This is a genomic window from Mariniflexile sp. HMF6888 (assembly GCF_044335535.1).
GTDB lineage: Bacteria > Bacteroidota > Bacteroidia > Flavobacteriales > Flavobacteriaceae > Mariniflexile.
The window spans coordinates 61876-83265 of sequence record NZ_JBIQVZ010000004.1; the positions used below are offsets into that span (position 1 = coordinate 61876).

Below are 21390 nucleotides of genomic sequence, written 5' to 3' on the forward strand. Positions count from 1 at the left end.
AATTTAACATTTATGATAAAATAGAAGCAAAAAAAAAGCAAAAACCCAAAGTGGAAATACTTTGGGTTTTCTTATTTAACAGTAAACATTAATACTAACCATCAACTATTAATGAAAGCTATTAAATAGTGTGTTATATAAAGCCTCCGCCACCGGATTCTTCATTATTATCTCTGTTCTTTCTAGCTTTGGCACGGTATTTTCCACCACCAAATCTATAAGATAAGCCAACATTCCATGTATTGCTTTCCCAGTTAAAGGCACCGTTTTGAACAAATGGTTTTTTGCCATTAAAAGCAAATTCCATAGTGTTGAAAACATCATTCAAATTAAAGCTAAACGTCCCTTTTCCTTGGGCAAAACCAACCCGGGTACCAAGATTAACAAAATACATAGGTTTTCTATCAAATTGTAATGATCTGTTTTTTCCTCGGTAAAAACCAAAGGCTGTGAAACTCACTGTTTTACTTAAGCTAAAATTGTTGAACATTCTAAAATTCCATGCCACATTGTCAATTTCATCAACGTTGGTTTCAATATCATCTATAGTTGCGGTTTCTATAGGAGCCGTTAAACTTTCGGCAATACCTCTTTGTACTTGTGAATATAAATCGAAACTGGAATTAATATTCCACCATTTTGTTGGTTTGTAATTGGATGATAATTCCATTCCATAAGCAGTAGTGTTATCAAAATTATCATGGGTTAAGATAACACGTCCAGAATTAATATCGGTTCTATCTATAAATAAGGCTCTGTTCATATCATCATTAATGATACGGTAAAAAACACCGCCTGTTACAGTACCTTTTTTATCTTTTAATGTTCTGGTATAATTAGCTTCAATGGAGTTTGTGAATTGTGGTTGTAAGTCAATATTTCCATACGATGAAATTAAAGGAGAACTCCATTCTTTAATAGGGTTTACTTGGTCAATACCCGGTCTATCAACACGACGGCTGTAACTTAATTGGTATGAGTTTTTTTCAGAAGGGGAATAAGTAAAAAATACCGATGGGTAGAGTTCGAAATAATCATTTTTAAAAGTTTCGGTACTTGCGGCTTCCGATGATAATGCTATGGCATCTTCGTGCACGTTTTCAGCACGTACACCTATTTGATAGCTCCATTTCTCAAATTGCTTGTTAAAGTTAGCATAGGCTGAGTAAATGTCTCTCGTATAGTCAAACGCGGTGCTTGGAGTCGGTCTTAAAACACCAGCATTGTTATACGAATCGCCAGTAGATGCGTATGCAATATCCGAATTAAATAAACGTGCTTCTAATCCTAATTCTAATTTAGACTTTTCACTTAATGGATTTATGTAATCTAAATTTATGGTCGTGCTTTTTCTGTCGGTATTATTAAAATCCTTATAATCTTCATTTGATCCTAATAAGAACATAAAATCAACAGGTCTATCATCTTCAAAAATATTATAGTCAACTTCTAGTTCTATATTATGACCTTCTTTTGAGAAATCGTGTTTGTAATCAAAATTATATTGTGACGATAGGTTGTCGCTGTTAGAAACAAAAAGTTGGCTTTGATTGAATGATGCATCATTATAAAATATAGCATCTGTTTGTCCATTATTACTACTTTCTGAGGTGTTCTGTGTAGTGAAAACAGACACGGTGTTTTTATCATCTAAATAAAAATCAACGCCAACTTTGTACAAATGTGATTGTCTTTTATCTAAAAATTTGAAGAACTGTTCCGAGTTGTTTTCGGGTCTAGATATAAAACCTTTATTTCTGTTTTTAGAGATATTGTTACTATAACTGCCGTACAAATTGAATTTTCCGTTGCGGTAATTCATATCCAATGAGCTATTGAATTTAGCTTCTATTTGGTGGGTTAAACCAATGTTTACATTACCGTTAAAACCTACCATCGTGTTTTTGTGCAGTATAATATTTATAATACCACTCATGCCTTCGGGGTTGTATTTTGCAGAAGGATTGGTGATTAATTCAATAGATTTTATAGCTGTTGAAGGAATTTGTTTTAACAATTGGGCTGTTGGTATGTTAGACAATTTACCATCAACCATGACACGTACATTTTGGTTTCCCCGTAAGCTAATATCACCAGTTTGGGCATCAACACCAACCGAAGGAATGCCTACCATTAATTCGGATGCGCTGCCAGTTGCAGCTAAGTCTTTGCCAATGGTTATAACTTTTCTGTCTACTTTTTGTTGAATTGTTGAGGTTTCGGCAATGACAGTAACTTCGTCTAAACCTTCTGCAGCTTCTTCTAAAAAGATATTGCCTAAGTTTATATCGTAATTGCCTTTTTTAATAGAAACTTCTTTTCTAATAGTTTTGTAACCTATATATTGGATGCTTACTATTATTTTCCCTTCTTCAATTTTTTCAATTTTAAAACTACCATCTTCAGAAGTAATACCACCTGTTAAAATGTCTTCTTTAGTGTTTTTTATTATGATGTTTACATAGGGTAAGGGCTGCTTTAAAGTGGCGTCTAATACTTTTCCAGATATAGTACCGGTTTTATCGTCGGGCGATTTTGGATTGGTAGCATGTGTTTTGTTCATTATGGACAAGAGGAAAACGCATACTAAAAATAATTTTTTCATTTGATTGACTGTTTTTTTGATTGATTATAAAGTAGACGACGATTGTTATAATCTGTTACTGTTTTATTGTATATTAACATGCTTTTAACATAACATTGTCAAAATTATTGGACCACAAAGAAAAGTTTTTGGTAGGCATTAACCTTTGAAAAAATATTAACATATGAATAAAAAAACATTGGTACTGGGGGCGTCTTTAAACCCTAGTAGGTATTCAAATTATGCAATTCAGAAACTTGCAAGTCAAAACATTGAAACAGTAGCTTTAGGTTTGAAGCAAGGCGTGGTTGCTGGTGTGACCATTCAAACAGAATTGTTGTCTTTTGAGAACTTGCATACCGTAACCTTGTATCTGAATCCTAAAAACCAGATCATGTATTATGATTATATAGTGTCATTAAAACCGAAGCGCGTTATTTTCAATCCCGGAACCGAGAATCCTGAGTTTTATGAAATTTTAAAGAAGAATAATATTCCTTTTGAAGCTGCTTGTTCGCTAGTGTTGCTTTCTACGAATCAATATTAATCCTAAAAAGGTAAGGAATCCGTTTAAAATTAAAATAAAGAATCCAAATTCAAAACCGAGCCATTTTGAGCTATTTATACTTATTATATAAGATAATATAGGCGATAGAATAGCTATAATAGGTACTAATTTATCTTTAACCTGCCATTTTGTAAAGAGTCCAAAACTGTAAAGACCTAAAAGCGGTCCATAGGTGTAACCTGCAAAAACAAAGAGTTTGGCTATAACACTTTCATCTTTAATAATATATTTAAACGCTACAATAACCAATATTAGTAATAGGGAAATTAAGACGTGAATTCGCTTTCTTATGGTAATTTGTTTAGTCTTATCGTATTTTTTTTCGATGTCTAAAATATCTATACTAAACGATGTTGTTAAGGCTGTTAATGCACTGTCGGCACTGCTATAAGCAGCGGCAATTAGGCCAATAAGAAAGAAAATAAAAATACCAACCCCCAAATGGTTTTTTGCAAGTATGGGAAACAGTGCATCTTTGTGTGCATCAATACCAAGTTGTTGGGCATACACAGTTAAAAGTAAGCCTAAACTTAAAAAAATAAAATTGACAATCGTTAAAACAATCGTAAACCAAAACATGTTTTTTTGTGCATCCTTAAGCGATTTACATGTTAAGTTTTTTTGCATCATATCTTGGTCTAAACCTGTCATTACTATGGCTATAAATGCTCCGGAAATAAACTGTTTCCAAAAGTAATTTTCAGATTTATAATCATCAAAAAAGAAGGTTTTAGATAAATCACTATCTAAAATATAGCCCAAAAGATTACCGCCGTTTATACCCAAATCGGTACTAACATAATAAATGGAAACTCCTACAGCAATAAGCATAAATAGAGTTTGAAGCGTATCGGTCCAAATAATGGTTTTTATACCCGATTTGAATGTGTACAGCCAAATTAAAACCACAGTTATAGTCACCGTTTGCCAAAATTGGATGCCTAATTCGTCAAATAATATTATTTGTAACACATTTGCAACGAGATACAGCCTAAAACTAGCACCAACAACACGGGAAATTAAAAAAAACGACGCCCCTGTTTTATAAGCATAGTTTCCAAAGCGTTCTTCCAAATAGGTGTAAATAGATGTTAAATTGAGTTTGTAATATAAAGGGAGTAACACGGTTCCAATTACCAAATAGCCTACTATATAGCCTAACACCACTTGCATATAGCTGAATTGCGAAGCTTCGATCCAACCAGGAACCGAAATAAAAGTCACCCCAGATAGTGAAGCTCCAATCATTCCAAAAGCCACTAAATACCATGGAGCCGATTTGTTCGCTTTGAAAAAAGCATCGTTAGAGTTTTCTTTTCCGGTGAAATAGGATATGATAATAAGCATTCCAAAATAGGCAGCAATAAGTAGAATGATTTGTGTAGCACTCATATGTTTATGATTAGGTAGCCAAAATACAAAATTAGTTTGCAGTCTTAGTTTTAGAGATTGTTTAAATTTTATTTTTGGAATGTTTTATAGGATATTTTTTTGTCAGACAGGGCCGAGCGTATAAAAAAGGTCTGGGAGACCTTTTTAGTGAAGGATCTAGGCTGCCGCGAGGGAGAGGTACATAGCTACGAACCGAAAAATAGCTGAAGTATGACGGAAAAAGGCACATAAAAGAGCCAAAGGATAAAACTTAAACAGTCTCTTGGAATACATATTTTATTCTTTTGTATTGCATTTTTTAAGTTGAGTCAAAAAGTATTAAATTCGCAGCTATGGAATTCTCTTCAAAATTACTTGAACGTGCTGTTAACGAAATGTCGCAATTGCCAGGGATTGGTAAGCGCACCGCTTTGCGTTTGGTGTTGCATCTATTAAAGCAGCCTAAAGAGCAAACAACGGCATTATCGGAAGCTTTGCAAACCATGCGAAACGATGTCAAGTTTTGTAAATCATGCCACAATATTAGCGATGTCGATTTATGTGAAATTTGTTCAAACCCCAATAGAGACGAAACCCTTGTTTGTGTGGTAGAAGACATTCGCGACGTTATGGCCATTGAAAACACCAGTTCCTTTAAAGGACTCTATCATGTTTTAGGAGGCAAAATTTCGCCTATGGATGGTATCGGTCCACATGATTTAAATATTGTTTCATTGGTAAACAAAGTAAAAGAAGGCAAAATAAAGGAACTTATTTTCGCGTTAAGCTCTACAATGGAAGGCGATACCACCAATTTTTATATTTTTAAACAAATTCAGGAGTACCAAGTTTTTACATCAACCATTGCTAGAGGTATTTCGGTTGGCGATGAATTGGAATATGCCGATGAAATTACCCTTGGAAGAAGTATTGTTAATAGAGTGCCGTTTGAATCTTCTTTAAAACTATAATGATCTTTTGAAGTTATCTATTGTTATACTAAATTATAATGTCCGTTACTTTTTAGAACTCTGTATAAAAAGTGTACAAGCGGCTATCGAAACTATTGATGCAGAAATTATTGTAGTCGATAATAATTCTGAAGATGGTAGTTGCCAAATGGTAAAAGATTTATTTCCCGAGATTAGACTAATAGAAAACAAAGAAAATTTGGGGTTTTCAAAAGGAAATAATATAGGTGTCTCTCACGCAAAAGGCGATTATTTGTGTATTTTAAACCCAGATACGGTTGTTGCAGAAGACACGTTTACGTTACTGTTAAGTTTTGCAGAAAGTAAAGAAAAAATAGGGATTGTAGGATGTAAGCTTATAAATGGTTCTGGAGTTTTTCTGCCAGAAAGCAAACGAAATATTCCTTATATAAATGCGGCATTTAAAAAAGTATATGGAAATTCAGAAGCCTATTACGCCAATCATTTAAATGAAAATGAAATAGGAAAAGCCGATATTTTGGTAGGTGCTTTTATGTTGATGAAACGAGATTTATACCATAAGTTAAAGGGGTTTGATGAAGATTATTTTATGTATGGTGAAGATATCGATTTGTCCTATAAAGCATTAAAATCGGGTTGTGAGAACTACTATTTTGGAGCTACAACGGTCATTCATTACAAAGGTGAAAGCACATTAAAAGACAAATTTTATGCACGTCGTTTTTATGGTGCCATGCAAATATTCTATAAAAAGCACTTTAAGAAAAACTCGTTGTTCGACATGTTTGTTTGGCTTGGTATTAGGGTGGTTTATTTGTTTAGAAAATTGCCTGTAACCAAAGAAAAATGTGTTAGTGGTTATGTTTTTATTTCAGACAAAATGAATGATGCTTTGCAACTAACATTACAGAAAAAGCTAAGTTTAAAATCGAATTTAAGTAACCTAGAAAAAGGAACAGAGGTTATTTTTGACGCTAATAAGCTGAGTTATAAAGAAATTATAGTAATGATGAGTGATCCTAAAAAAAACAAATCCATTACCTACAAAATATTACCAAAGCAGGCTAACTTTATACTTGGAAGTGATAATGCCATAAGTAGAGGTGAAATTGTAGTTTTAAATTAGTTTTATTGTAAATAATTTAAAAAAATCAATGTTTTTTAATTAATTTTGCAAGCGAAAAATAGAAAAGAAGTATTACGTTATAGATATGGCAAAGTTTGAACTTAAATTACCCAAAATGGGAGAAAGTGTTGCAGAGGCAACTATAACATCTTGGTTAAAAGAAGTTGGAGATACTATAGAACTTGATGAAGCAGTATTGGAAATCGCAACCGATAAAGTAGACAGCGAAGTACCAAGTGAAGTGGATGGTGTTTTAATTGAGAAATTTTTTAATGTAGATGACATTGTTCAAGTTGGGCAAACAATTGCAATTATTCAAACGGAAGATGAAGAAGATGATAATGTAGAAGAAGTTTCAGAAACCACTTCAAAAGGATCTCCTATAGAAGAAGAAAAAGCAGCAGAGTTTGTAAATCAATCTATTGCTATAGCTAAAGAAACGGTGACACCTGTAGTTTCAAGTGAAGAGCGTTTTTATTCGCCATTAGTTAAAAATATAGCAAAAGAAGAAGGTGTTTCGCAACAAGAACTCGATAGCATTGTTGGGACAGGCATTGATAATCGTGTTACAAAAAACGATATTCTAAACTATATTCAAAATAAGTCAGGCAAAACCGAAACAGTAATGTCTGAAACTGAAGCTCCGGTTGTTAAAACCATTCAACCTGAAAAGCAAAAACCAACTCCAACGCCAGTTGTAGTAAGTGGTGAAGATGAAATTATTGAAATGACCAGAATGGGCAAACTTATTGCACATCACATGGTAGAATCGGTTCAAACATCAGCACACGTTCAAAGCTTTATTGAAGCTGATGTTACCAAGATTTGGAACTGGAGAAATAAAATAAAAGATGCGTTTTTAAAACGTGAAGGTGAGAATTTAACTTTTACGCCCATTTTTATGGAAGCAGTAGCTAAAGCACTTCGCGATTTTCCAATGATGAATATTTCCATGCAAGGAGATACCATTGTTAAAAAGAAGAATATCAATTTAGGAATGGCAGCATCGTTGGCGGATGGGAATTTAATTGTGCCGGTTATTAAAAATGCCGACCAACTTAATCTAGTAGGCATGACCAAACAAGTTAACGATTTGGCAAATCGTGCACGAGCCAACCAACTAAAACCTGATGAGGTGCAAGGCGGTACTTATACTGTTACCAACGTGGGTACCTTTGGTAGCATCATGGGAACACCTATCATTAATCAGCCACAAGTTGGTATTTTAGCTTTGGGAGCTATACGTAAAGTGCCTGCAGTAATTGAAACCAATGAAGGTGATTTTATAGGTATTCGCTACCGCATGTTTTTATCGCACTCTTACGATCACCGTGTGGTAAATGGAGCTTTAGGAGGGCAATTTGTAAAAGCCGTTAAAGATTACCTAGAAGCTTGGGATAGTAATAGGGAAATTTAAATTCCTGCGGAGACAGGAATCTCATCAAAATAAACTTTAAAAGACGAATCCAATTCATTAAAAGGTTGGGTTTTCTTATTTTTGTATTGTCGATATAAAGACAAATTATTCAACAGAAAAATAAAACTAATGAATTTAAACCTCACCAAACCCATTTGTTTTTTCGACCTAGAAACAACAGGTGTAAGTATAACCACCGATCGCATTGTTGAAATAGCTATTTTAAAAGTGCATCCTAACGGAAAGGAAGAAAGCAAAACATGGTTGGTAAATCCCGAAATGATCATTCCAAATGAAGTTATAGCTATTCACGGCATAACAAACGAAGATGTTGCTGATAAACCAACATTTAAGGAAGTTGCCAAAGATATTTATAACATGATTAAAGATTCCGATTTAGGAGGTTTTAATTCAAACAGATTTGATATTCCACTATTGGCAGAAGAATTATTGCGTGCTGAGGTAGACTTCGATATGAAAAACCGTGTTGCTGTAGATGTGCAAACCATTTTTCATAAAATGGAACAACGTACCTTAAGTGCTGCCTATAAGTTTTATTGTAATGAAGAACTAGAAGGCGCACATGGTGCAGAAGCAGATACCAGGGCAACTTACGAAGTGCTAAAGGCACAAATAACTAAGTATGATGAAATAGAAAACGATACGAAGTTTTTAGCAGAATTCAGCTCTAGAAAGCAATTTGCAGATTTTGCAGGCTTTATAGTTTATAACAAACAAGGCGAAGAATGTTTTTCATTCGGAAAGCATAAAGGTAAGTTAGTCACCGACGTATTAGAAACCGAACCGGGGTATTTTGGATGGTTATTAAATGCCGATTTCCCATTGTACACAAAAAAAGTGTTAACAGCTATAAAACTCAGAAGTTTCAATAATAAATTGGGTTGAAAAAGTTCAGAGTTATGAGTTTAGAGTTCAGAGTTCAGAGTTCAGAGTTAAAAGTATAAAGGTTAAAAAGTTATGTTAGCAACCAAAAACCATCAACCAAAAACCATCAATGAAAATCATCTGCATCGGTCGTAATTACACCGAACATATCAAAGAATTGGAAAACGAAAAACCAACAGATCCGGTGGTGTTTTTGAAACCAGACACGTCTATTCTGCTGAAAAAACAACCTTTTTTTATTCCCGATTTTTCAAATGATGTGCATTATGAAGTGGAGGTTTTGGTTAAAATCAATAAAATAGGAAAGTATATCGATAAAAAATTTGCACACAAATATTATGATGAAATTGGGTTGGGAATCGATTTTACAGCACGTGATTTACAAAACGAATTAAAAGCAAAAGGATTGCCTTGGGAAAAAGCAAAATCGTTTGATGGCGCAGCGGTTATAGGTAAATGGCTGTCAGTTTCAGATTTTAAAGATGTTAATGCGATTGAATTTTCTTTAAAAAAAAATGAAAATATTGTACAATTAGGAAATACAAGCCACATGCTTTGGAAAATTGATGAATTAATAGAATATGTGTCAAAATATTTTACTTTAAAGATTGGAGATATTATATTTACGGGCACTCCTGCTGGAGTAGGCAAAGTATTTGCAAATGATAAACTTAAAGGATTTATAGAAGACAAAGAAATGTTCTCAATAACAATAAAATAAATGGAACGACATTACAAACTATTTAGGGTACGCGAATTAGCAGATAACGATGAAGATTTTATTGCGACTTTAGCCGAAGCTTTTTTAGAAGAAGTGCCAGAAGACGCCGAACGACTAAAAAAAGCGGTTGCTGAAAAAGATTATCACACGACTTATCAAGCAGCGCATAAAATGAAACCAACTGTCGATTTATTCGAATTAGGAGTGCTTGATATTTTAATTGAAGTGCAAGATTGGGGGAAATTTGAAAAAAGGGATTTGGATATTTCTTCTCAATTGGCTATTGTTATTTCGGCTGTTGATAATGCTGTAGCCGAAATAAAATCAGATTTTAATTTATAATGCTAGCCGAAATAATCACCATAGGCGATGAGCTTTTAATTGGTCAAGTTATTGATACCAATTCTGCGTTTATTGCAAAACATCTTAACAAAATTGGGATTTCTGTTTACCAAATAACATCGGTTCAAGATGATAAAGCACATATACTTAAAGCCTTAAAAGATGCCGAGAACCATGTAGATATCGTTATTCTTACAGGAGGTTTAGGACCGACAAAAGACGATATTACCAAAAAAACCATCGCCGAATATTTTAATGACACATTAGTAAAAGACGATTCGGTTATAGAAAATATTGAAGAACTCTGGAAACATTATACTGGTGGTTTACTGCTTCAGGTAAATCGCGATCAGGCGCTTGTGCCTTCAAAAGCAAAAGTGCTTATGAATAAATTGGGTACAGCTCCAGGTATGTGGATGGAAAAAGACCATAAAGTATTTATTTCACTTCCTGGAGTACCTTACGAAATGAATGCTTTAGTTGAAGAGTCGGTTATTCCAAAGTTAAAGGAAAAATATAATTGCCCATATATTTTGCATAAAACCTTATTGGTATATGGTATAGGTGAAAGTGCCTTAGCAGAACGTATAGAAGCATGGGAAGATACTTTGCCAAAGCATATTAAATTAGCATATTTACCAAGTTTGGGGAAAATGAGGTTGCGTTTATCGGCAAAAGGATTCAATGTTCAAGAAGTTATCAATAGTGTTCAAAATGAACTTGACAAAGTCATTCCATTAATAAAAAACGAGTTTGCAGGTTTTGAAGAAGAAGACGGTTCAGTAGAAGTTGTTATTGCAAAACAACTGAACAAATTAGGAAAAACCTTAGCTATTGCCGAAAGTTGCACGGGTGGCATGATTGCAGAACAATTTACAACACATTCTGGGGCTTCGACTTATTTTAAAGGTGGTGTGGTAACCTATTCAACCGAATCTAAAATGAATGTTTTAGGTGTTTCAAAAGCAGATATTGATGCCTTTTCGGTGGTAAGTGCCCAAGTGGCAGAGTCTATGGCTAGTAATGCACAGCGATTATTCCAGTCAGATTTTGCTGTGGCAACCACAGGAAATGCTGGACCTACCAAAGGTGATTCAGAAGCAGAAGTAGGAACGGTTTTTATTGCTATTGCTACTAAAAATGGTGTGTATTCAGAAAAATTTATGTTAGGAAATCACCGTATAAAAGTGATAAGTAAGGCGGTTAATAAAGCTTTAGAAATGCTTCTGAAAGAAATTTTTAAAAATTGATAAAAATTAGGTTGTCATAATACAAAGAATTTGTATATTTGCACCTCGATTTTAAGCAACAAAGAAATTTAAAGTTATAAATAATGTCAAGAGTTTGTGAACTTACAGGTAAGAAGGCAATGGTTGGAAACAACGTGTCTCATGCAATGAATAAAACTAAACGCAAATTTAATGCGAATTTAGTGAAGAAACGTTTTTACATTCCAGAAGAAGACAGCTGGATAACTTTAAAAGTTTCTACATCTGCTCTAAAAACTATCAACAAAATAGGTATTACTGCAGCAATTAAGGATGCAAAATCTAAAGGATTTTTAAAATAATAGCTGTATTTAATAAGTAAAAAGAAATGGCAAAGAAAGGCAATAGAATTCAAGTAATATTAGAATGTACAGAGCATAAAGAGTCTGGGTTACCAGGAACTTCAAGATACGTTACTAAAAAGAATAAAAAGAATACGCCAGATAGAATGGAAATTAAAAAATTCAACCCTATCCTTAAGCGTATGACAGTTCATAAAGAGATAAAATAATAAGTCATGGCAAAGAAAACAGTAGCATCGTTACAAACATCTTCTAAAAGATTAACAAAAGCGATTAAAATGGTAAAATCACCTAAAACAGGTGCTTACATGTTTGTTGAATCAATCATGTCTCCAGAATTTGCAGACGACTTTTTCAACAAAAAGTAAAAAAAGCTTTTTAAAATATACAAAGCTGCTTTCTTCATTGGAAGCAGCTTTTTTATGTTTATATTTGAAAGTCATTTTCTGCGATAATAGCAGTTCACGCATCAACAAATCAACAAATCAACGAATCAACATTCAATAAATGAGTTTTTTTAAAAAAATATTTTCCTCAGAAAAGAAGGAAACCCTTGATAAAGGTTTAGAGAAAACAAAAACTACTTTCTTTGGAAAATTAAGTAAAGCCGTCGCAGGTAAATCTAAAGTAGATGATGAAGTTTTAGATAATCTTGAGGAAGTTTTAGTCTCTAGCGATGTTGGAGTTAATACGACTCTTAAAATTATTGAGCGTATTGAAGCACGCGTTTCAAAAGATAAATATTTAGGGACCGACGAGCTTAATATTATTCTTCGGGAAGAAATTGCAGGTTTGTTAAGTGAAATAAACTCGGGTGAGGATTCCGAATTCACCATTCCCCAAGATAAAAAACCATATGTCATTATGGTCGTTGGTGTTAATGGAGTTGGTAAAACTACCACCATTGGTAAACTGGCCTATCAATTTAAAAAACAAGGTTTAAATGTGGTTTTAGGCGCTGCCGATACATTTAGGGCTGCTGCTATAGACCAGCTTCAAGTTTGGGCTGATAGAGTAGGTGTGCCATTGATAAAACAATCTATGGGTTCCGATCCGGCTTCTGTGGCATTTGATACTTTAAAAAGTGCTGTTACCCAAAATGCCGATGTGGTAATAATAGATACTGCCGGTCGTTTGCACAATAAGGTAAACCTTATGAACGAGCTAACCAAAGTTAAACGTGTGATGCAAAAAGTAGTAGATGATACACCTAACGATGTACTATTGGTTTTGGATGGTTCAACTGGTCAAAATGCTTTTGAGCAAGCAAAACAGTTTACAGCAGCTACGGAAGTAACATCTTTGGCGGTTACAAAACTAGATGGCACCGCCAAAGGTGGTGTGGTTATTGGAATTTCAGATCAATTTAAAATTCCTGTGAAATATATTGGTGTTGGCGAAGGTATTGAAGATTTGCAGGTATTTAATAAATTTGAGTTTGTCGATTCGTTTTTTAAATAGAATTCCTGCGAAGGCAGGAATCTCATAATTCACATCCCAAAATATTATATGAAATTTTCTGAACGTATAGGTGAAACAGAAGTTAGAAGCGTTCTTCAGAAGGACTCAATTGACGATGCTTTGAAAATTAAACTTTGGAACTGCTTTTTTAACAAAGTCATATACCGACAAAAAAGAAGTATAAATACACATTTATTTGATTTGACAAAAATGATTTGGGAAGATTTTTACCTATATAGAGTCAATGAGTTTCCTGGAGAAAAAGAAGCATTGAAAATATATGAAAAGAATTTTTTTAAATCTGATTGGCATGAAGTATATGATTTTATTGAGTTTGTAGTTAGTTTAGAAAATAATATACCATTGACTTTTTCAGGGTTTATTGATAATTGCAATTTAGTTTTAGAAAAAGAACTTTCAGCCTACAGAATAATAAATAACCAAATTACTCCAATTTCCGATGAAGTCGAAATGGAATCTATTGAAAATGCATCGAAAAGTAACGATAAGTTTAAGGAAGTTTCGACACACCTAAAAGCATCAGTAAGTTCTTTATCAAATAGAGAAAATCCAGATTATAGAAACTCAATTAAAGAATCAATTTCAGCAGTTGAAAGTATTTGTAAAATAATTACAGGAGAAAATACATTAGGTAAAGCATTAAATAATTTAGAGAAATCTGGAATTAAAATTAATCCGAGTTTAAAATCTGCTTTTGAAAAATTATACACCTATACAAATGATTCTAAAACAGGAATTCGTCACGCTTTAGTTGAAGGAGATTATTCTCCAGATTTTGATGAAGCTAAATTTATGTTGGTTACCTGTTCTACTTTTATTAATTATCTTAAAGCAAAAGCTGTTTAATCAATCAAATCATTAATCTTTTCCCAAAGGCCATTATCAAATTCTGTAGGGCCAAGCTCGTCTTCATTTCCACTATCGCCCATACGTACTATGACCAATCCTTTACTCGGAATGATGTATAGTTTTTGGTCGAAAGCACCTAAGCCCGCAATTAAATCATCGGGAGCATTCGGAATTAATTTCCCCAAAAATAAGGTTTCAGAACCTGGTATTTTATAGTTGCTCTTGCCATTTAGCCAATATAAATACCCATACGATTTGTTTAAGTCTTGCGAGGTTGTGGTCATCGCATTAAAATAATTCTGATCCTCTAAAATGGTTGTTTTGTCCCAAACGCCTTTATTTAAGTTCAATAATCCAAAGCGCGCCATGCTTCTGGCATTACTGAAATAAAGATTTAAATAGTTGCCTGTTTTAACCCAAGATCCTGTCATTCCTATTTTGTTGCGTATTTTGGTGTTAAAGTAATCTTTAAAGTCTTGTTGTACGGCACCTGTAACAATATTATCTAGTAAGGTATAAGCGCCTTGGTGGTAATACCAATAGGTACTTGGTTCGTTTTTATATAGCAAACATTCTGGGTCTGTACAAAAGTTTTGGGGTACGGTATAATCAAGTCCGGTCGTCATGGTTAAATGGTTGCGTACAGTAATTTTTGCTTCTTGTTCCAGAGTAAGTGATGACCACCCAGTGCCCATATAATTTGAAGACGGGTTATCAATCGACAAAAAGCCTTCTTCTTGTGCAATCCCAACGGTAAAAGCGGTTAAGGTTTTTGCGGCGGAATTCCAAGAGTGCAGACTGGATTGCCCAAAATCTCCAAAATACTTTTCAATAACTATTTTTCCATCCTTCAAAATAATAAAAGCATCGGTAGTATTTGTTTCCAAAAAATCATAAAGGACTTGTTCTGCATTGGCATTCCAGCCTAAATCTGTAATAGATTTTGTTTCCCAAGTATTAGAATTTATAGGTGGAAAATAAAGGGTTTCGGACTCAATGGGTTCGTCTTTAGAGCAGTTTAAAAGCGATAATACACCTATAAACAATAAAAAGTATAAACGATTCATAAAGTAGGTTTTAATAAATAAGACATTCAAAGATATAAAAGGTTTAATTGTAAATGGTTATAAAGTTAGATAGTTAGACAATCAGATTTTTAGACAGTTAGAAAGCTACTTTTGTAAAACGACAAAATGCGTCTTTTACGATTTGCCTCTTTACGCTGCACGTCTCACAATTCACAAACCAAGAACCAACACCTAAAATTCGTAAATCATAAATCGTAAATCGTAATTCATTCCGTATCTTTGCACACTTAAATTTTGGTATGAGAACGAAATCGCTTAAAAAGAATAAAATTAACGTAGTCACTCTGGGTTGTAGTAAAAATGTTTACGATAGCGAAGTGTTAATGGGACAGCTTAAAGCCAGTGGAAAAGACGTAGCCCATGAAGAAGACGGTAATATAGTTGTGATTAATACCTGCGGATTTATTAATAACGCCAAAGAGGAAAGCATCAATACTATTTTAGAATTTATGCAAAAAAAAGAAGATGGCGAGGTCGATAAAGTATTTGTTACAGGGTGTTTAAGTGAACGTTATAAACCAGATTTACAAAAGGAGATTCCTAATGTTGATGCCTATTTTGGCACTACCGAATTGCCGAGTTTATTGAAGGCTTTGGGTGCCGATTATAAGCACGAACTTATTGGCGAACGTTTAACAACTACACCAAAAAATTACGCATATTTAAAAATAGCCGAAGGTTGCGACAGACCTTGTAGTTTTTGTGCCATTCCGTTAATGCGTGGTAAACATAAAAGTACGCCTATTGAAGAGGTTGTTATTGAAGCCGAAAAACTGGCAGCAAAAGGCGTGAAGGAGCTTATTTTGATTGCTCAGGATTTAACCTATTATGGTCTCGATTTATACAAAAAAAGAAACTTAGCTGAATTACTTGAAGCCTTGGTAAAAGTTGAAGGCATCGAATGGATTCGATTGCATTATGCCTTCCCAACAGGGTTTCCAATGGATGTTTTGGAGGTCATGAACCGTGAACCTAAAATTTGTAATTATTTAGATATTCCGTTGCAACATATTTCAGATGCTATCTTGAAAAGTATGCGTCGTGGTACGACCAAAGAGAAAACGACGCAATTGCTTAAGGATTTTAGAGCAGCCGTACCGAATATGACGATTAGAACCACGTTGATTGTCGGCTATCCGGGTGAAACCGAAGAAGATTATCAAATTCTAAAAGAATGGGTAAAAGCGATGCGTTTTGAGCGTTTGGGTTGTTTTACTTATAGCCATGAAGAAAACACACATGCCTATAGTTTAGAAGATGATGTGCCCGAAGAAGTAAAACAAGCACGTGCCAATGAGATTATGGAAATTCAATCCCAGATTTCATGGGAATTGAACCAAGCAAAAATAGGGCAGACCTTTAAAGTCGTTATAGACAGGAAAGAAGGTAACTATTTTGTAGGCAGAACCGAATTTGATTCTCCCGATGTCGATAATGAAGTTCTTATTGATGCTACCAAAACCTATATTAAAACGGGCGAGTTTGCCACAGTGAAAATTACCGAAGCTGCCGATTTTGACTTATATGCTGAGGTTATTACGGCTTAATTTTTTAATACGAAACCATCGAGTCTTTAGAAGTCATATCTTGAAGCAATGAAAAGTCGTATATCTTGCGGTCTAATAAGTGAGAAGGCGACACGTTCTGTAGCGCATTCATCATAACAGCGCTTCTGTCAGGAAATTCAGTTTCCCAATCGGCTATCATTTGTTTTACTTTTTTTCGTTGTAAATTTTCTTGAGAACCACATAAATTGCATGGTATTATAGGGAAATTCATGTATTGCGAATACGTTTCTATATCATTCTCTTTACAGAAGGCAAGCGGTCTTAGAACAATTAAATCTCCCGCATCATTTTTAAACTTAGGAGGCATGGTTTCTAATTTTCCAGCAAAAAAGAAGTTCAAGAAGAAAGTTTCTATAATATCGTTTCTATGATGGCCAAGAGCAAGTTTGTTGCATCTTAGATTTTTGGCGGCTTCATATAATGTTCCGCGTCTTAGCCTGGAACAAAGGCTACAGGTTGTTTTACCTTCTGGCGTTTTTTCCATAACAACCTTATAGGTGTTTTTCTCTATGATTTTATATTCAACACCTAATTTACTTAAATAGTTAGGTAATACTTCAACAGGGAAACCAGGTTGTTTTTGGTCTAGGTTAACAGCAACAATTTCAAAAGAGACTGGAGCTACCTTTTGGAAGTGTAGCATCATGTGGAGCAACGTATAGCTGTCTTTTCCACCAGATAGGCAAATCATAACGCGATCGCCATCTTCTATCATTGAAAATTGTTCTAAGGCTTCGCCAGTGGCACGATGCAATTTTTTTGTAATTTGTTCAATATGCTCCATAAATGCAAAAATATTATTTAATCGCATTAAATGTAATATTTTAATACTTTTGAATAAATACTTTTTATTGTGAGTCGATTATATTTTGAAGATTTCCTTATGAACATAAGTAGAAAACCACTTCGTGTTTTAGATACTTCTATTAAAAACCCAAAATATATTCATTTAGATTTATCACAAGACCATCTAGAACTACAAGGTGTCGATGTGTCTTCATCAACCAAATTAGAAACTTACATTACCAATTACATCAAAAAACAGCATGCGTTGGTTGCTTTTGGTGGTTATAACGAAATACGGACTATTTATAAACGCAGTACGTATTTTAATGCAACACCTACTAAAGAACGTAATATCCATATTGGCATCGATTTGTGGTGTGGGGTTGAAACGCCTGTCTATACACCACTTGATGCCACTGTGCATAGTTTTAAAAACAACACAAATTATGGTGACTACGGACCAACCATTATTTTAAAGCACCATATTAATGATGTTGAGTTTTATACCCTTTATGGACATTTAAGTTTGGCATCTATTGAAAATTTAAAGGTTAATCAAGTTTTTAAACAAGGAGAACAAATAGGTACTCTAGGCGATACCTTAGTAAATGGTGATTACCCCTCACATTTGCATTTTCAAATTATAAAGGATTTACAAGGTTTTATTGGTGATTATCCTGGGGTTTGCAATAAAACCGATTTAGATTTTTATTTAGATAATTGCCCCAACCCGAATTTGTTGTTGAAGTTATGAGTTTCTAAAACGAGTTCAATGTTTAATGACAGAATCGAAAAATGGTAATTCTATAACACAAATTAAAATTGCTGTAATTTATTTTATTGCAGTTGATTGTACCTTGCACCTATATTCATAAAAAACATAGAAAATGAAAAAAGGAACATTAATACTCGGAAATTTTATAAGTTTTGCCATTTTTACCGCTTTAGTATTATTAGCTTTTACAAGCTGTAGAGAAGAGAAACCAAAAACGGAAACTGTAATTATTGAAAAACCAGTGGAAACTCCAAAAGCCGAAGAAAGTGATGGTACATCGCTTAGTGTTGATAGTGATGGGGTTGAGTTTTCAACTAAAGATGGTGCAAAAAAAACAGAAGTTATTATTAAAGACTAAGGTCGTTATATAAGAACTCGTCTTGACTTTTTCTGTTTCCTAAAACCTGCCTGCCTGTCGGCAGGAACGGCTAAAATTTATCCATATTTCGTTACTTTTTTACGCGTAGCGGTGCTATGCCTTACTAAAAGTGCCTCATCTGTATAAATTTTATCTCATTTTCAGTTAAAAACAAAAAGTCAAGACGAGTTCTAAAAATAGGAACAAATATAAAACACAAAAACCGATGATATCATCGGTTTTTGTGTGTTTAATCACAATCAATTTTTATTGAAGTCATTGTAAGCGAACCACCAACGGGTTTATCATTAAATATAGAAACCGTTTCGTTTTTTTCTTTTAAAGCCAAGGTGTAAATGAGTGGTAAATAATGCTCTGGTGTTGGTATGGCTAAATCAAATGCTTTTCCTTCATTTTTAAAATGAATTAGATTTTTGTGATTATCCTCTAAAATGTATTGTTTCATCTTTTCATTAGCTTCGATTGCCCAATCGAAGGCAAAAGCATCATTTAGTTTGTTCCAAGCTACAAGCCTTAAATTATGTACCATGTTGCCACTACCAATAATGAGTACACCTTTTTGCCTTAAACTTGCCAGTTCTTTAGCCAGTTCATAATGGTATTGTGGTGGTTTTGAGTAGTCAATACTCATTTGAATGACAGGGATATTGGCATTCGGGTATAAGTGCTTAATAACACTCCAAGCACCATGGTCTAATCCCCATTTATCATCTAGTTCCACTTTGGTTTTAGTAATGATACGCTTGGTTTCTTTGGCTAATTCAGGACTTCCAGGTGCTGGATACTGCACATCAAACAAGGCCTGAGGAAACCCTCCAAAATCATGAATGGTTAGAGGGTTTTGCATGGCGGTTACAAAAGTGCCTTGGGTTTCCCAATGTGCCGATACACAAAGTATGGCATGGGGTTTTACGAGTTCTTTACCCAACTGCCTAAAGGAAGCAATAAATTCATTTTCTTCAATAGCATTCATAGGACTACCATGACCTAAAAACAATACCGGCATTTTTTTGGTAGTGCCTAAGGTTGAAGTTATTTTGTTTAGGTCTCTTAAATTCATAAGATATATGATTATACCATTTAATATTTGAAATGGTATTAGTAAACTTCCTTTTCGAAAAATGTTGTTATTAATACTAATTTAGGTGTTTTTATACCAATAACTATAATGTATTATTGGTAAACATCTTTAATATAAGCTGCCATGGTTTTTGTTTTTCTACCTAATATTGTTTCTAAATCATTTTCGGTTTTATCAAATTCACCATTAGCTATACCTAAGCTAAACATGGTTGTTAAACTAATGATGGCATCGGGCAATCCCATAGATTTTAATGTTGCTTCAAATTCAGTTACTGATGGTGAAACATATTGTATGTCTTCTCTTAAAGTTTCAGACAGTAACATTGCAATATCACTAAAAGAGACTGTAGCGCTGGCATTAAATTCATATATTTTGTTCTTATGTTTTTCAGGTTTACTCAAAATAATGGCTTCTGCTTCAGCAAAATCTTCTCTTGCCACAAAGGCTGTTTTGCCATTAGCGGTAGGTAGATATACTAGTTTGGATTTCTGTAGTTGGGTTTTGTCACCTATGAACATAGAAACAACTTCGCTGTATAAATTATGCCTTAATATAGTATAGGCTAAACCAGATTCCTGAATCCATAGTTCCGTTTGTTTGTGTGCATTAACAACTAAATGTAGTGGTGCTTTTTCAGATTCATCCTTTCTAACGGTACTGGTATAAAGAATATGTTTTACACCTGCTTGTTTAGCTGCTTGCACAACGTTTTTATGTTGCTGGAACCGTTTATTAAGATCGCTCCCGGAAACAAAATACAGCGTTTCAATTCCTGTAAAGGCATTTGTTAAAGTTTCGTAATCATCATAATCTCCAACTCGTACTTCAAAACCATCGGTATGGTATTGTTTGGCTTTTTCAGAATTTTCGGTTCTAACCAAAACAGCTATGGAATTAGTACCTATTTTGTCATTTAACCGTTTGGCAACTTCACTTCCTAAATTGCCTGTTGCACCTGTAATTAATATTTTATTCATTGTATTCTAATTTATAAATGTTTCTTTTGAACTCATCTTGACTTTTTTCAATTGGTTGCAAAATGATCTTTTTGCCCCATATTTCACCTGTTTTTTTACTCCGTAGCGCTGCTATGAAGTGCAAAAAAGCTAAAATCTGGAACTGGACGGAGCGTATAAAAATAACCCGGTGGGTTATTTTAGCGAACGAGCCAGCTTGCGCAAAGGATATTTTCGCTTCAATCAAAAAAGTCAAGATGAGTTCATTATATTTGATTTGCGTATTAAAGTAAAGTTACTTACTTTTAGTTAGTCAAAGATATAAAGTTATTATTGGCAAAACAAGAACTGTTCTAGAAGTTGGATACTAACTTTCAAGTTATTAATATTGAAAATCAATAAGTTATGAGTGTAAAAAATATAAATAAATATTCAGATGTAGATGATTGTCCTGTTAGAAATGTGTTGGATAGAATAGGAGATAAGTGGTCGATGCTTGTTTTGTTAATTTTGAATGACAATGAAGTGCTTCGATTTAATGAAATTGATAAACATATTGATACAATTTCCCAAAAGATGCTTTCGGTAACTTTAAAAGGATTGGAAGCAGATGGTTTAGTTAAGCGTACCATTTATCCACAAATACCACCTAGAGTAGAATACCAATTAACTGAACGAGGAAAAAGTCTTATCCCTCATTTACACAACCTTGTTATATGGGCTAAAGATAATATAGGGGACATTAAACAATCGCGGATAGCGTATTCCAGTTAAATGGTATAAGCTATTTCAGGACGGGACCGTATATAAAAATAAAAACACGCTACCTTATTGTAAAAGCAGTTTCTCATAGTTTAATATTGCT

The 21390-nt window shown here is 33.9% G+C and carries 23 protein-coding genes; 17 read left to right on the top strand and 6 right to left on the bottom strand.

Going from position 1 to position 21390, the window contains the following annotated elements:
• Positions 1–133: 133 nt before the first annotated feature.
• Positions 134–2605, bottom strand: a complete 2472-nt coding sequence (locus tag ACGLWY_RS11195; RefSeq protein ID WP_396619756.1) for a TonB-dependent receptor domain-containing protein — start codon at positions 2603–2605, stop codon at positions 134–136.
• 163 nt (positions 2606–2768) lie between these two features.
• On the opposite strand from ACGLWY_RS11195, the gene ACGLWY_RS11200 reads away from it, so the two are divergent.
• Positions 2769–3131, top strand: a complete 363-nt coding sequence (locus tag ACGLWY_RS11200) for a CoA-binding protein (RefSeq protein WP_396619757.1) — start codon at positions 2769–2771, stop codon at positions 3129–3131.
• Here the strand turns inward: ACGLWY_RS11200 and ACGLWY_RS11205 are convergent.
• Positions 3102–4544 carry a sodium:solute symporter gene (locus ACGLWY_RS11205; protein WP_396619758.1) on the bottom strand — a complete coding sequence of 481 codons (1443 nt, stop codon included), beginning with the start codon at positions 4542–4544 and terminating at the stop codon, positions 3102–3104. The genes ACGLWY_RS11200 and ACGLWY_RS11205 overlap by 30 nt on opposite strands.
• Positions 4545–4876: 332 nt before the next feature.
• Here ACGLWY_RS11205 and recR point away from each other — a divergent pair, with 332 nt between their 5' ends.
• From recR to ACGLWY_RS11265, 12 genes are all read left to right on the top strand, one after another.
• The gene (gene recR / locus ACGLWY_RS11210) at positions 4877–5494 is read left to right on the top strand and encodes a recombination mediator RecR (protein WP_117176219.1); all 618 of its coding nucleotides are present in this window, start codon (positions 4877–4879) and stop codon (positions 5492–5494) included.
• A gap of 7 nt (positions 5495–5501) precedes the next feature.
• Positions 5502–6602: a glycosyltransferase family 2 protein gene (locus ACGLWY_RS11215; protein ID WP_396619759.1), complete on the top strand. Its 1101-nt coding sequence runs from the start codon at positions 5502–5504 to the stop codon at positions 6600–6602.
• 85 nt (positions 6603–6687) lie between these two features.
• Positions 6688–8019, top strand: coding sequence for a dihydrolipoamide acetyltransferase family protein (locus tag ACGLWY_RS11220; protein WP_396619760.1), 1332 nt, complete (start codon positions 6688–6690; stop codon positions 8017–8019).
• Positions 8020–8148: 129 nt separating this feature from the next.
• Complete coding sequence (locus ACGLWY_RS11225; protein WP_396619761.1) at positions 8149–8925, top strand: exonuclease domain-containing protein; 777 nt, start codon at positions 8149–8151, stop codon at positions 8923–8925.
• A gap of 109 nt (positions 8926–9034) precedes the next feature.
• Positions 9035–9646 (top strand): fumarylacetoacetate hydrolase family protein, encoded by a 612-nt coding sequence (locus tag ACGLWY_RS11230; RefSeq protein WP_396619762.1) that lies wholly within the window; start codon positions 9035–9037, stop codon positions 9644–9646.
• The gene (locus ACGLWY_RS11235) at positions 9647–9988 is read left to right on the top strand and encodes an Hpt domain-containing protein (RefSeq protein WP_396619763.1); all 342 of its coding nucleotides are present in this window, start codon (positions 9647–9649) and stop codon (positions 9986–9988) included. It abuts the gene before it with no gap.
• Entirely contained in the window at positions 9988–11238 is a 1251-nt protein-coding gene (locus ACGLWY_RS11240) for a competence/damage-inducible protein A (protein WP_396619764.1), read from the top strand. Before ACGLWY_RS11235 ends, ACGLWY_RS11240 begins: the two co-directional genes overlap by 1 nt.
• Before the next feature lie 83 nt (positions 11239–11321).
• Complete coding sequence (gene rpmB, locus ACGLWY_RS11245) at positions 11322–11558, top strand: 50S ribosomal protein L28 (RefSeq protein ID WP_111309066.1); 237 nt, start codon at positions 11322–11324, stop codon at positions 11556–11558.
• A gap of 26 nt (positions 11559–11584) precedes the next feature.
• On the top strand, positions 11585–11767 hold the full coding sequence (gene rpmG, locus ACGLWY_RS11250; protein ID WP_117176233.1) for a 50S ribosomal protein L33: 183 nt from the start codon (positions 11585–11587) through the stop codon (positions 11765–11767).
• A gap of 6 nt (positions 11768–11773) precedes the next feature.
• Positions 11774–11926: a DUF4295 domain-containing protein gene (locus tag ACGLWY_RS11255; RefSeq protein ID WP_117176235.1), complete on the top strand. Its 153-nt coding sequence runs from the start codon at positions 11774–11776 to the stop codon at positions 11924–11926.
• Between the two features lie 139 nt (positions 11927–12065).
• Positions 12066–13019: a signal recognition particle-docking protein FtsY gene (ftsY, locus tag ACGLWY_RS11260; RefSeq protein WP_396619765.1), complete on the top strand. Its 954-nt coding sequence runs from the start codon at positions 12066–12068 to the stop codon at positions 13017–13019.
• Between the two features lie 48 nt (positions 13020–13067).
• Positions 13068–13886, top strand: coding sequence for an AbiJ-NTD4 domain-containing protein (locus ACGLWY_RS11265; protein WP_396619766.1), 819 nt, complete (start codon positions 13068–13070; stop codon positions 13884–13886).
• Here ACGLWY_RS11265 and ACGLWY_RS11270 read toward each other — a convergent pair.
• Entirely contained in the window at positions 13883–14956 is a 1074-nt protein-coding gene (locus tag ACGLWY_RS11270) for a serine hydrolase domain-containing protein (protein WP_396619767.1), read from the bottom strand. The two genes, ACGLWY_RS11265 and ACGLWY_RS11270, sit on opposite strands and share 4 nt — an antisense overlap.
• A 260-nt stretch (positions 14957–15216) precedes the next feature.
• Here ACGLWY_RS11270 and rimO point away from each other — a divergent pair, with 260 nt between their 5' ends.
• Positions 15217–16524: a 30S ribosomal protein S12 methylthiotransferase RimO gene (rimO, locus tag ACGLWY_RS11275; protein ID WP_396619768.1), complete on the top strand. Its 1308-nt coding sequence runs from the start codon at positions 15217–15219 to the stop codon at positions 16522–16524.
• A 4-nt stretch (positions 16525–16528) separates the two neighbouring features.
• Here rimO and ttcA read toward each other — a convergent pair whose 3' ends face one another.
• Positions 16529–17356, bottom strand: coding sequence for a tRNA 2-thiocytidine(32) synthetase TtcA (gene ttcA / locus ACGLWY_RS11280; protein WP_396619769.1), 828 nt, complete (start codon positions 17354–17356; stop codon positions 16529–16531).
• A 42-nt stretch (positions 17357–17398) separates the two neighbouring features.
• Between ttcA and ACGLWY_RS11285 the strand changes: the two genes are divergently transcribed.
• Both ACGLWY_RS11285 and ACGLWY_RS11290 read left to right on the top strand, forming a co-directional pair.
• On the top strand, positions 17399–18085 hold the full coding sequence (locus ACGLWY_RS11285; RefSeq protein ID WP_396619770.1) for a peptidoglycan DD-metalloendopeptidase family protein: 687 nt from the start codon (positions 17399–17401) through the stop codon (positions 18083–18085).
• A 133-nt stretch (positions 18086–18218) separates the two neighbouring features.
• Complete coding sequence (locus tag ACGLWY_RS11290; RefSeq protein WP_396619771.1) at positions 18219–18464, top strand: hypothetical protein; 246 nt, start codon at positions 18219–18221, stop codon at positions 18462–18464.
• 250 nt (positions 18465–18714) lie between these two features.
• Here ACGLWY_RS11290 and ygiD read toward each other — a convergent pair whose 3' ends face one another.
• Both ygiD and ACGLWY_RS11300 read right to left on the bottom strand, forming a co-directional pair.
• Positions 18715–19545: a 4,5-DOPA dioxygenase extradiol gene (gene ygiD, locus ACGLWY_RS11295; protein ID WP_396619772.1), complete on the bottom strand. Its 831-nt coding sequence runs from the start codon at positions 19543–19545 to the stop codon at positions 18715–18717.
• 113 nt (positions 19546–19658) lie between these two features.
• The gene (locus ACGLWY_RS11300; protein WP_396619773.1) at positions 19659–20546 is read right to left on the bottom strand and encodes an SDR family oxidoreductase; all 888 of its coding nucleotides are present in this window, start codon (positions 20544–20546) and stop codon (positions 19659–19661) included.
• Positions 20547–20930: 384 nt separating this feature from the next.
• Here ACGLWY_RS11300 and ACGLWY_RS11305 point away from each other — a divergent pair, with 384 nt between their 5' ends.
• Positions 20931–21299: a winged helix-turn-helix transcriptional regulator gene (locus ACGLWY_RS11305; protein ID WP_396619774.1), complete on the top strand. Its 369-nt coding sequence runs from the start codon at positions 20931–20933 to the stop codon at positions 21297–21299.
• Positions 21300–21390 lie beyond the last annotated feature (91 nt).

Bases quoted from the DNA above. Each gene is read 5' to 3' on its own strand.
- ACGLWY_RS11195 (WP_396619756.1), bottom strand. From the start codon at position 2,605: ATGAAAAAATTATTTTTAGTATGCGTTTTCCTCTTGTCCATAATGAAC.
- ACGLWY_RS11200 (WP_396619757.1), top strand. From the start codon at position 2,769: ATGAATAAAAAAACATTGGTACTGGGGGCGTCTTTAAACCCTAGTAGG.
- ACGLWY_RS11205 (WP_396619758.1), bottom strand. From the start codon at position 4,544: ATGAGTGCTACACAAATCATTCTACTTATTGCTGCCTATTTTGGAATG.
- recR (WP_117176219.1), top strand. From the start codon at position 4,877: ATGGAATTCTCTTCAAAATTACTTGAACGTGCTGTTAACGAAATGTCG.
- ACGLWY_RS11220 (WP_396619760.1), top strand. From the start codon at position 6,688: ATGGCAAAGTTTGAACTTAAATTACCCAAAATGGGAGAAAGTGTTGCA.
- ACGLWY_RS11225 (WP_396619761.1), top strand. From the start codon at position 8,149: ATGAATTTAAACCTCACCAAACCCATTTGTTTTTTCGACCTAGAAACA.
- ACGLWY_RS11230 (WP_396619762.1), top strand. From the start codon at position 9,035: ATGAAAATCATCTGCATCGGTCGTAATTACACCGAACATATCAAAGAA.
- ACGLWY_RS11235 (WP_396619763.1), top strand. From the start codon at position 9,647: ATGGAACGACATTACAAACTATTTAGGGTACGCGAATTAGCAGATAAC.
- ACGLWY_RS11240 (WP_396619764.1), top strand. From the start codon at position 9,988: ATGCTAGCCGAAATAATCACCATAGGCGATGAGCTTTTAATTGGTCAA.
- rpmB (WP_111309066.1), top strand. From the start codon at position 11,322: ATGTCAAGAGTTTGTGAACTTACAGGTAAGAAGGCAATGGTTGGAAAC.
- rpmG (WP_117176233.1), top strand. From the start codon at position 11,585: ATGGCAAAGAAAGGCAATAGAATTCAAGTAATATTAGAATGTACAGAG.
- ACGLWY_RS11255 (WP_117176235.1), top strand. From the start codon at position 11,774: ATGGCAAAGAAAACAGTAGCATCGTTACAAACATCTTCTAAAAGATTA.
- ftsY (WP_396619765.1), top strand. From the start codon at position 12,066: ATGAGTTTTTTTAAAAAAATATTTTCCTCAGAAAAGAAGGAAACCCTT.
- ACGLWY_RS11265 (WP_396619766.1), top strand. From the start codon at position 13,068: ATGAAATTTTCTGAACGTATAGGTGAAACAGAAGTTAGAAGCGTTCTT.
- ACGLWY_RS11270 (WP_396619767.1), bottom strand. From the start codon at position 14,956: ATGAATCGTTTATACTTTTTATTGTTTATAGGTGTATTATCGCTTTTA.
- rimO (WP_396619768.1), top strand. From the start codon at position 15,217: ATGAGAACGAAATCGCTTAAAAAGAATAAAATTAACGTAGTCACTCTG.
- ttcA (WP_396619769.1), bottom strand. From the start codon at position 17,356: ATGCGATTAAATAATATTTTTGCATTTATGGAGCATATTGAACAAATT.
- ACGLWY_RS11290 (WP_396619771.1), top strand. From the start codon at position 18,219: ATGAAAAAAGGAACATTAATACTCGGAAATTTTATAAGTTTTGCCATT.
- ygiD (WP_396619772.1), bottom strand. From the start codon at position 19,545: ATGAATTTAAGAGACCTAAACAAAATAACTTCAACCTTAGGCACTACC.
- ACGLWY_RS11300 (WP_396619773.1), bottom strand. From the start codon at position 20,546: ATGAATAAAATATTAATTACAGGTGCAACAGGCAATTTAGGAAGTGAA.
- ACGLWY_RS11305 (WP_396619774.1), top strand. From the start codon at position 20,931: ATGAGTGTAAAAAATATAAATAAATATTCAGATGTAGATGATTGTCCT.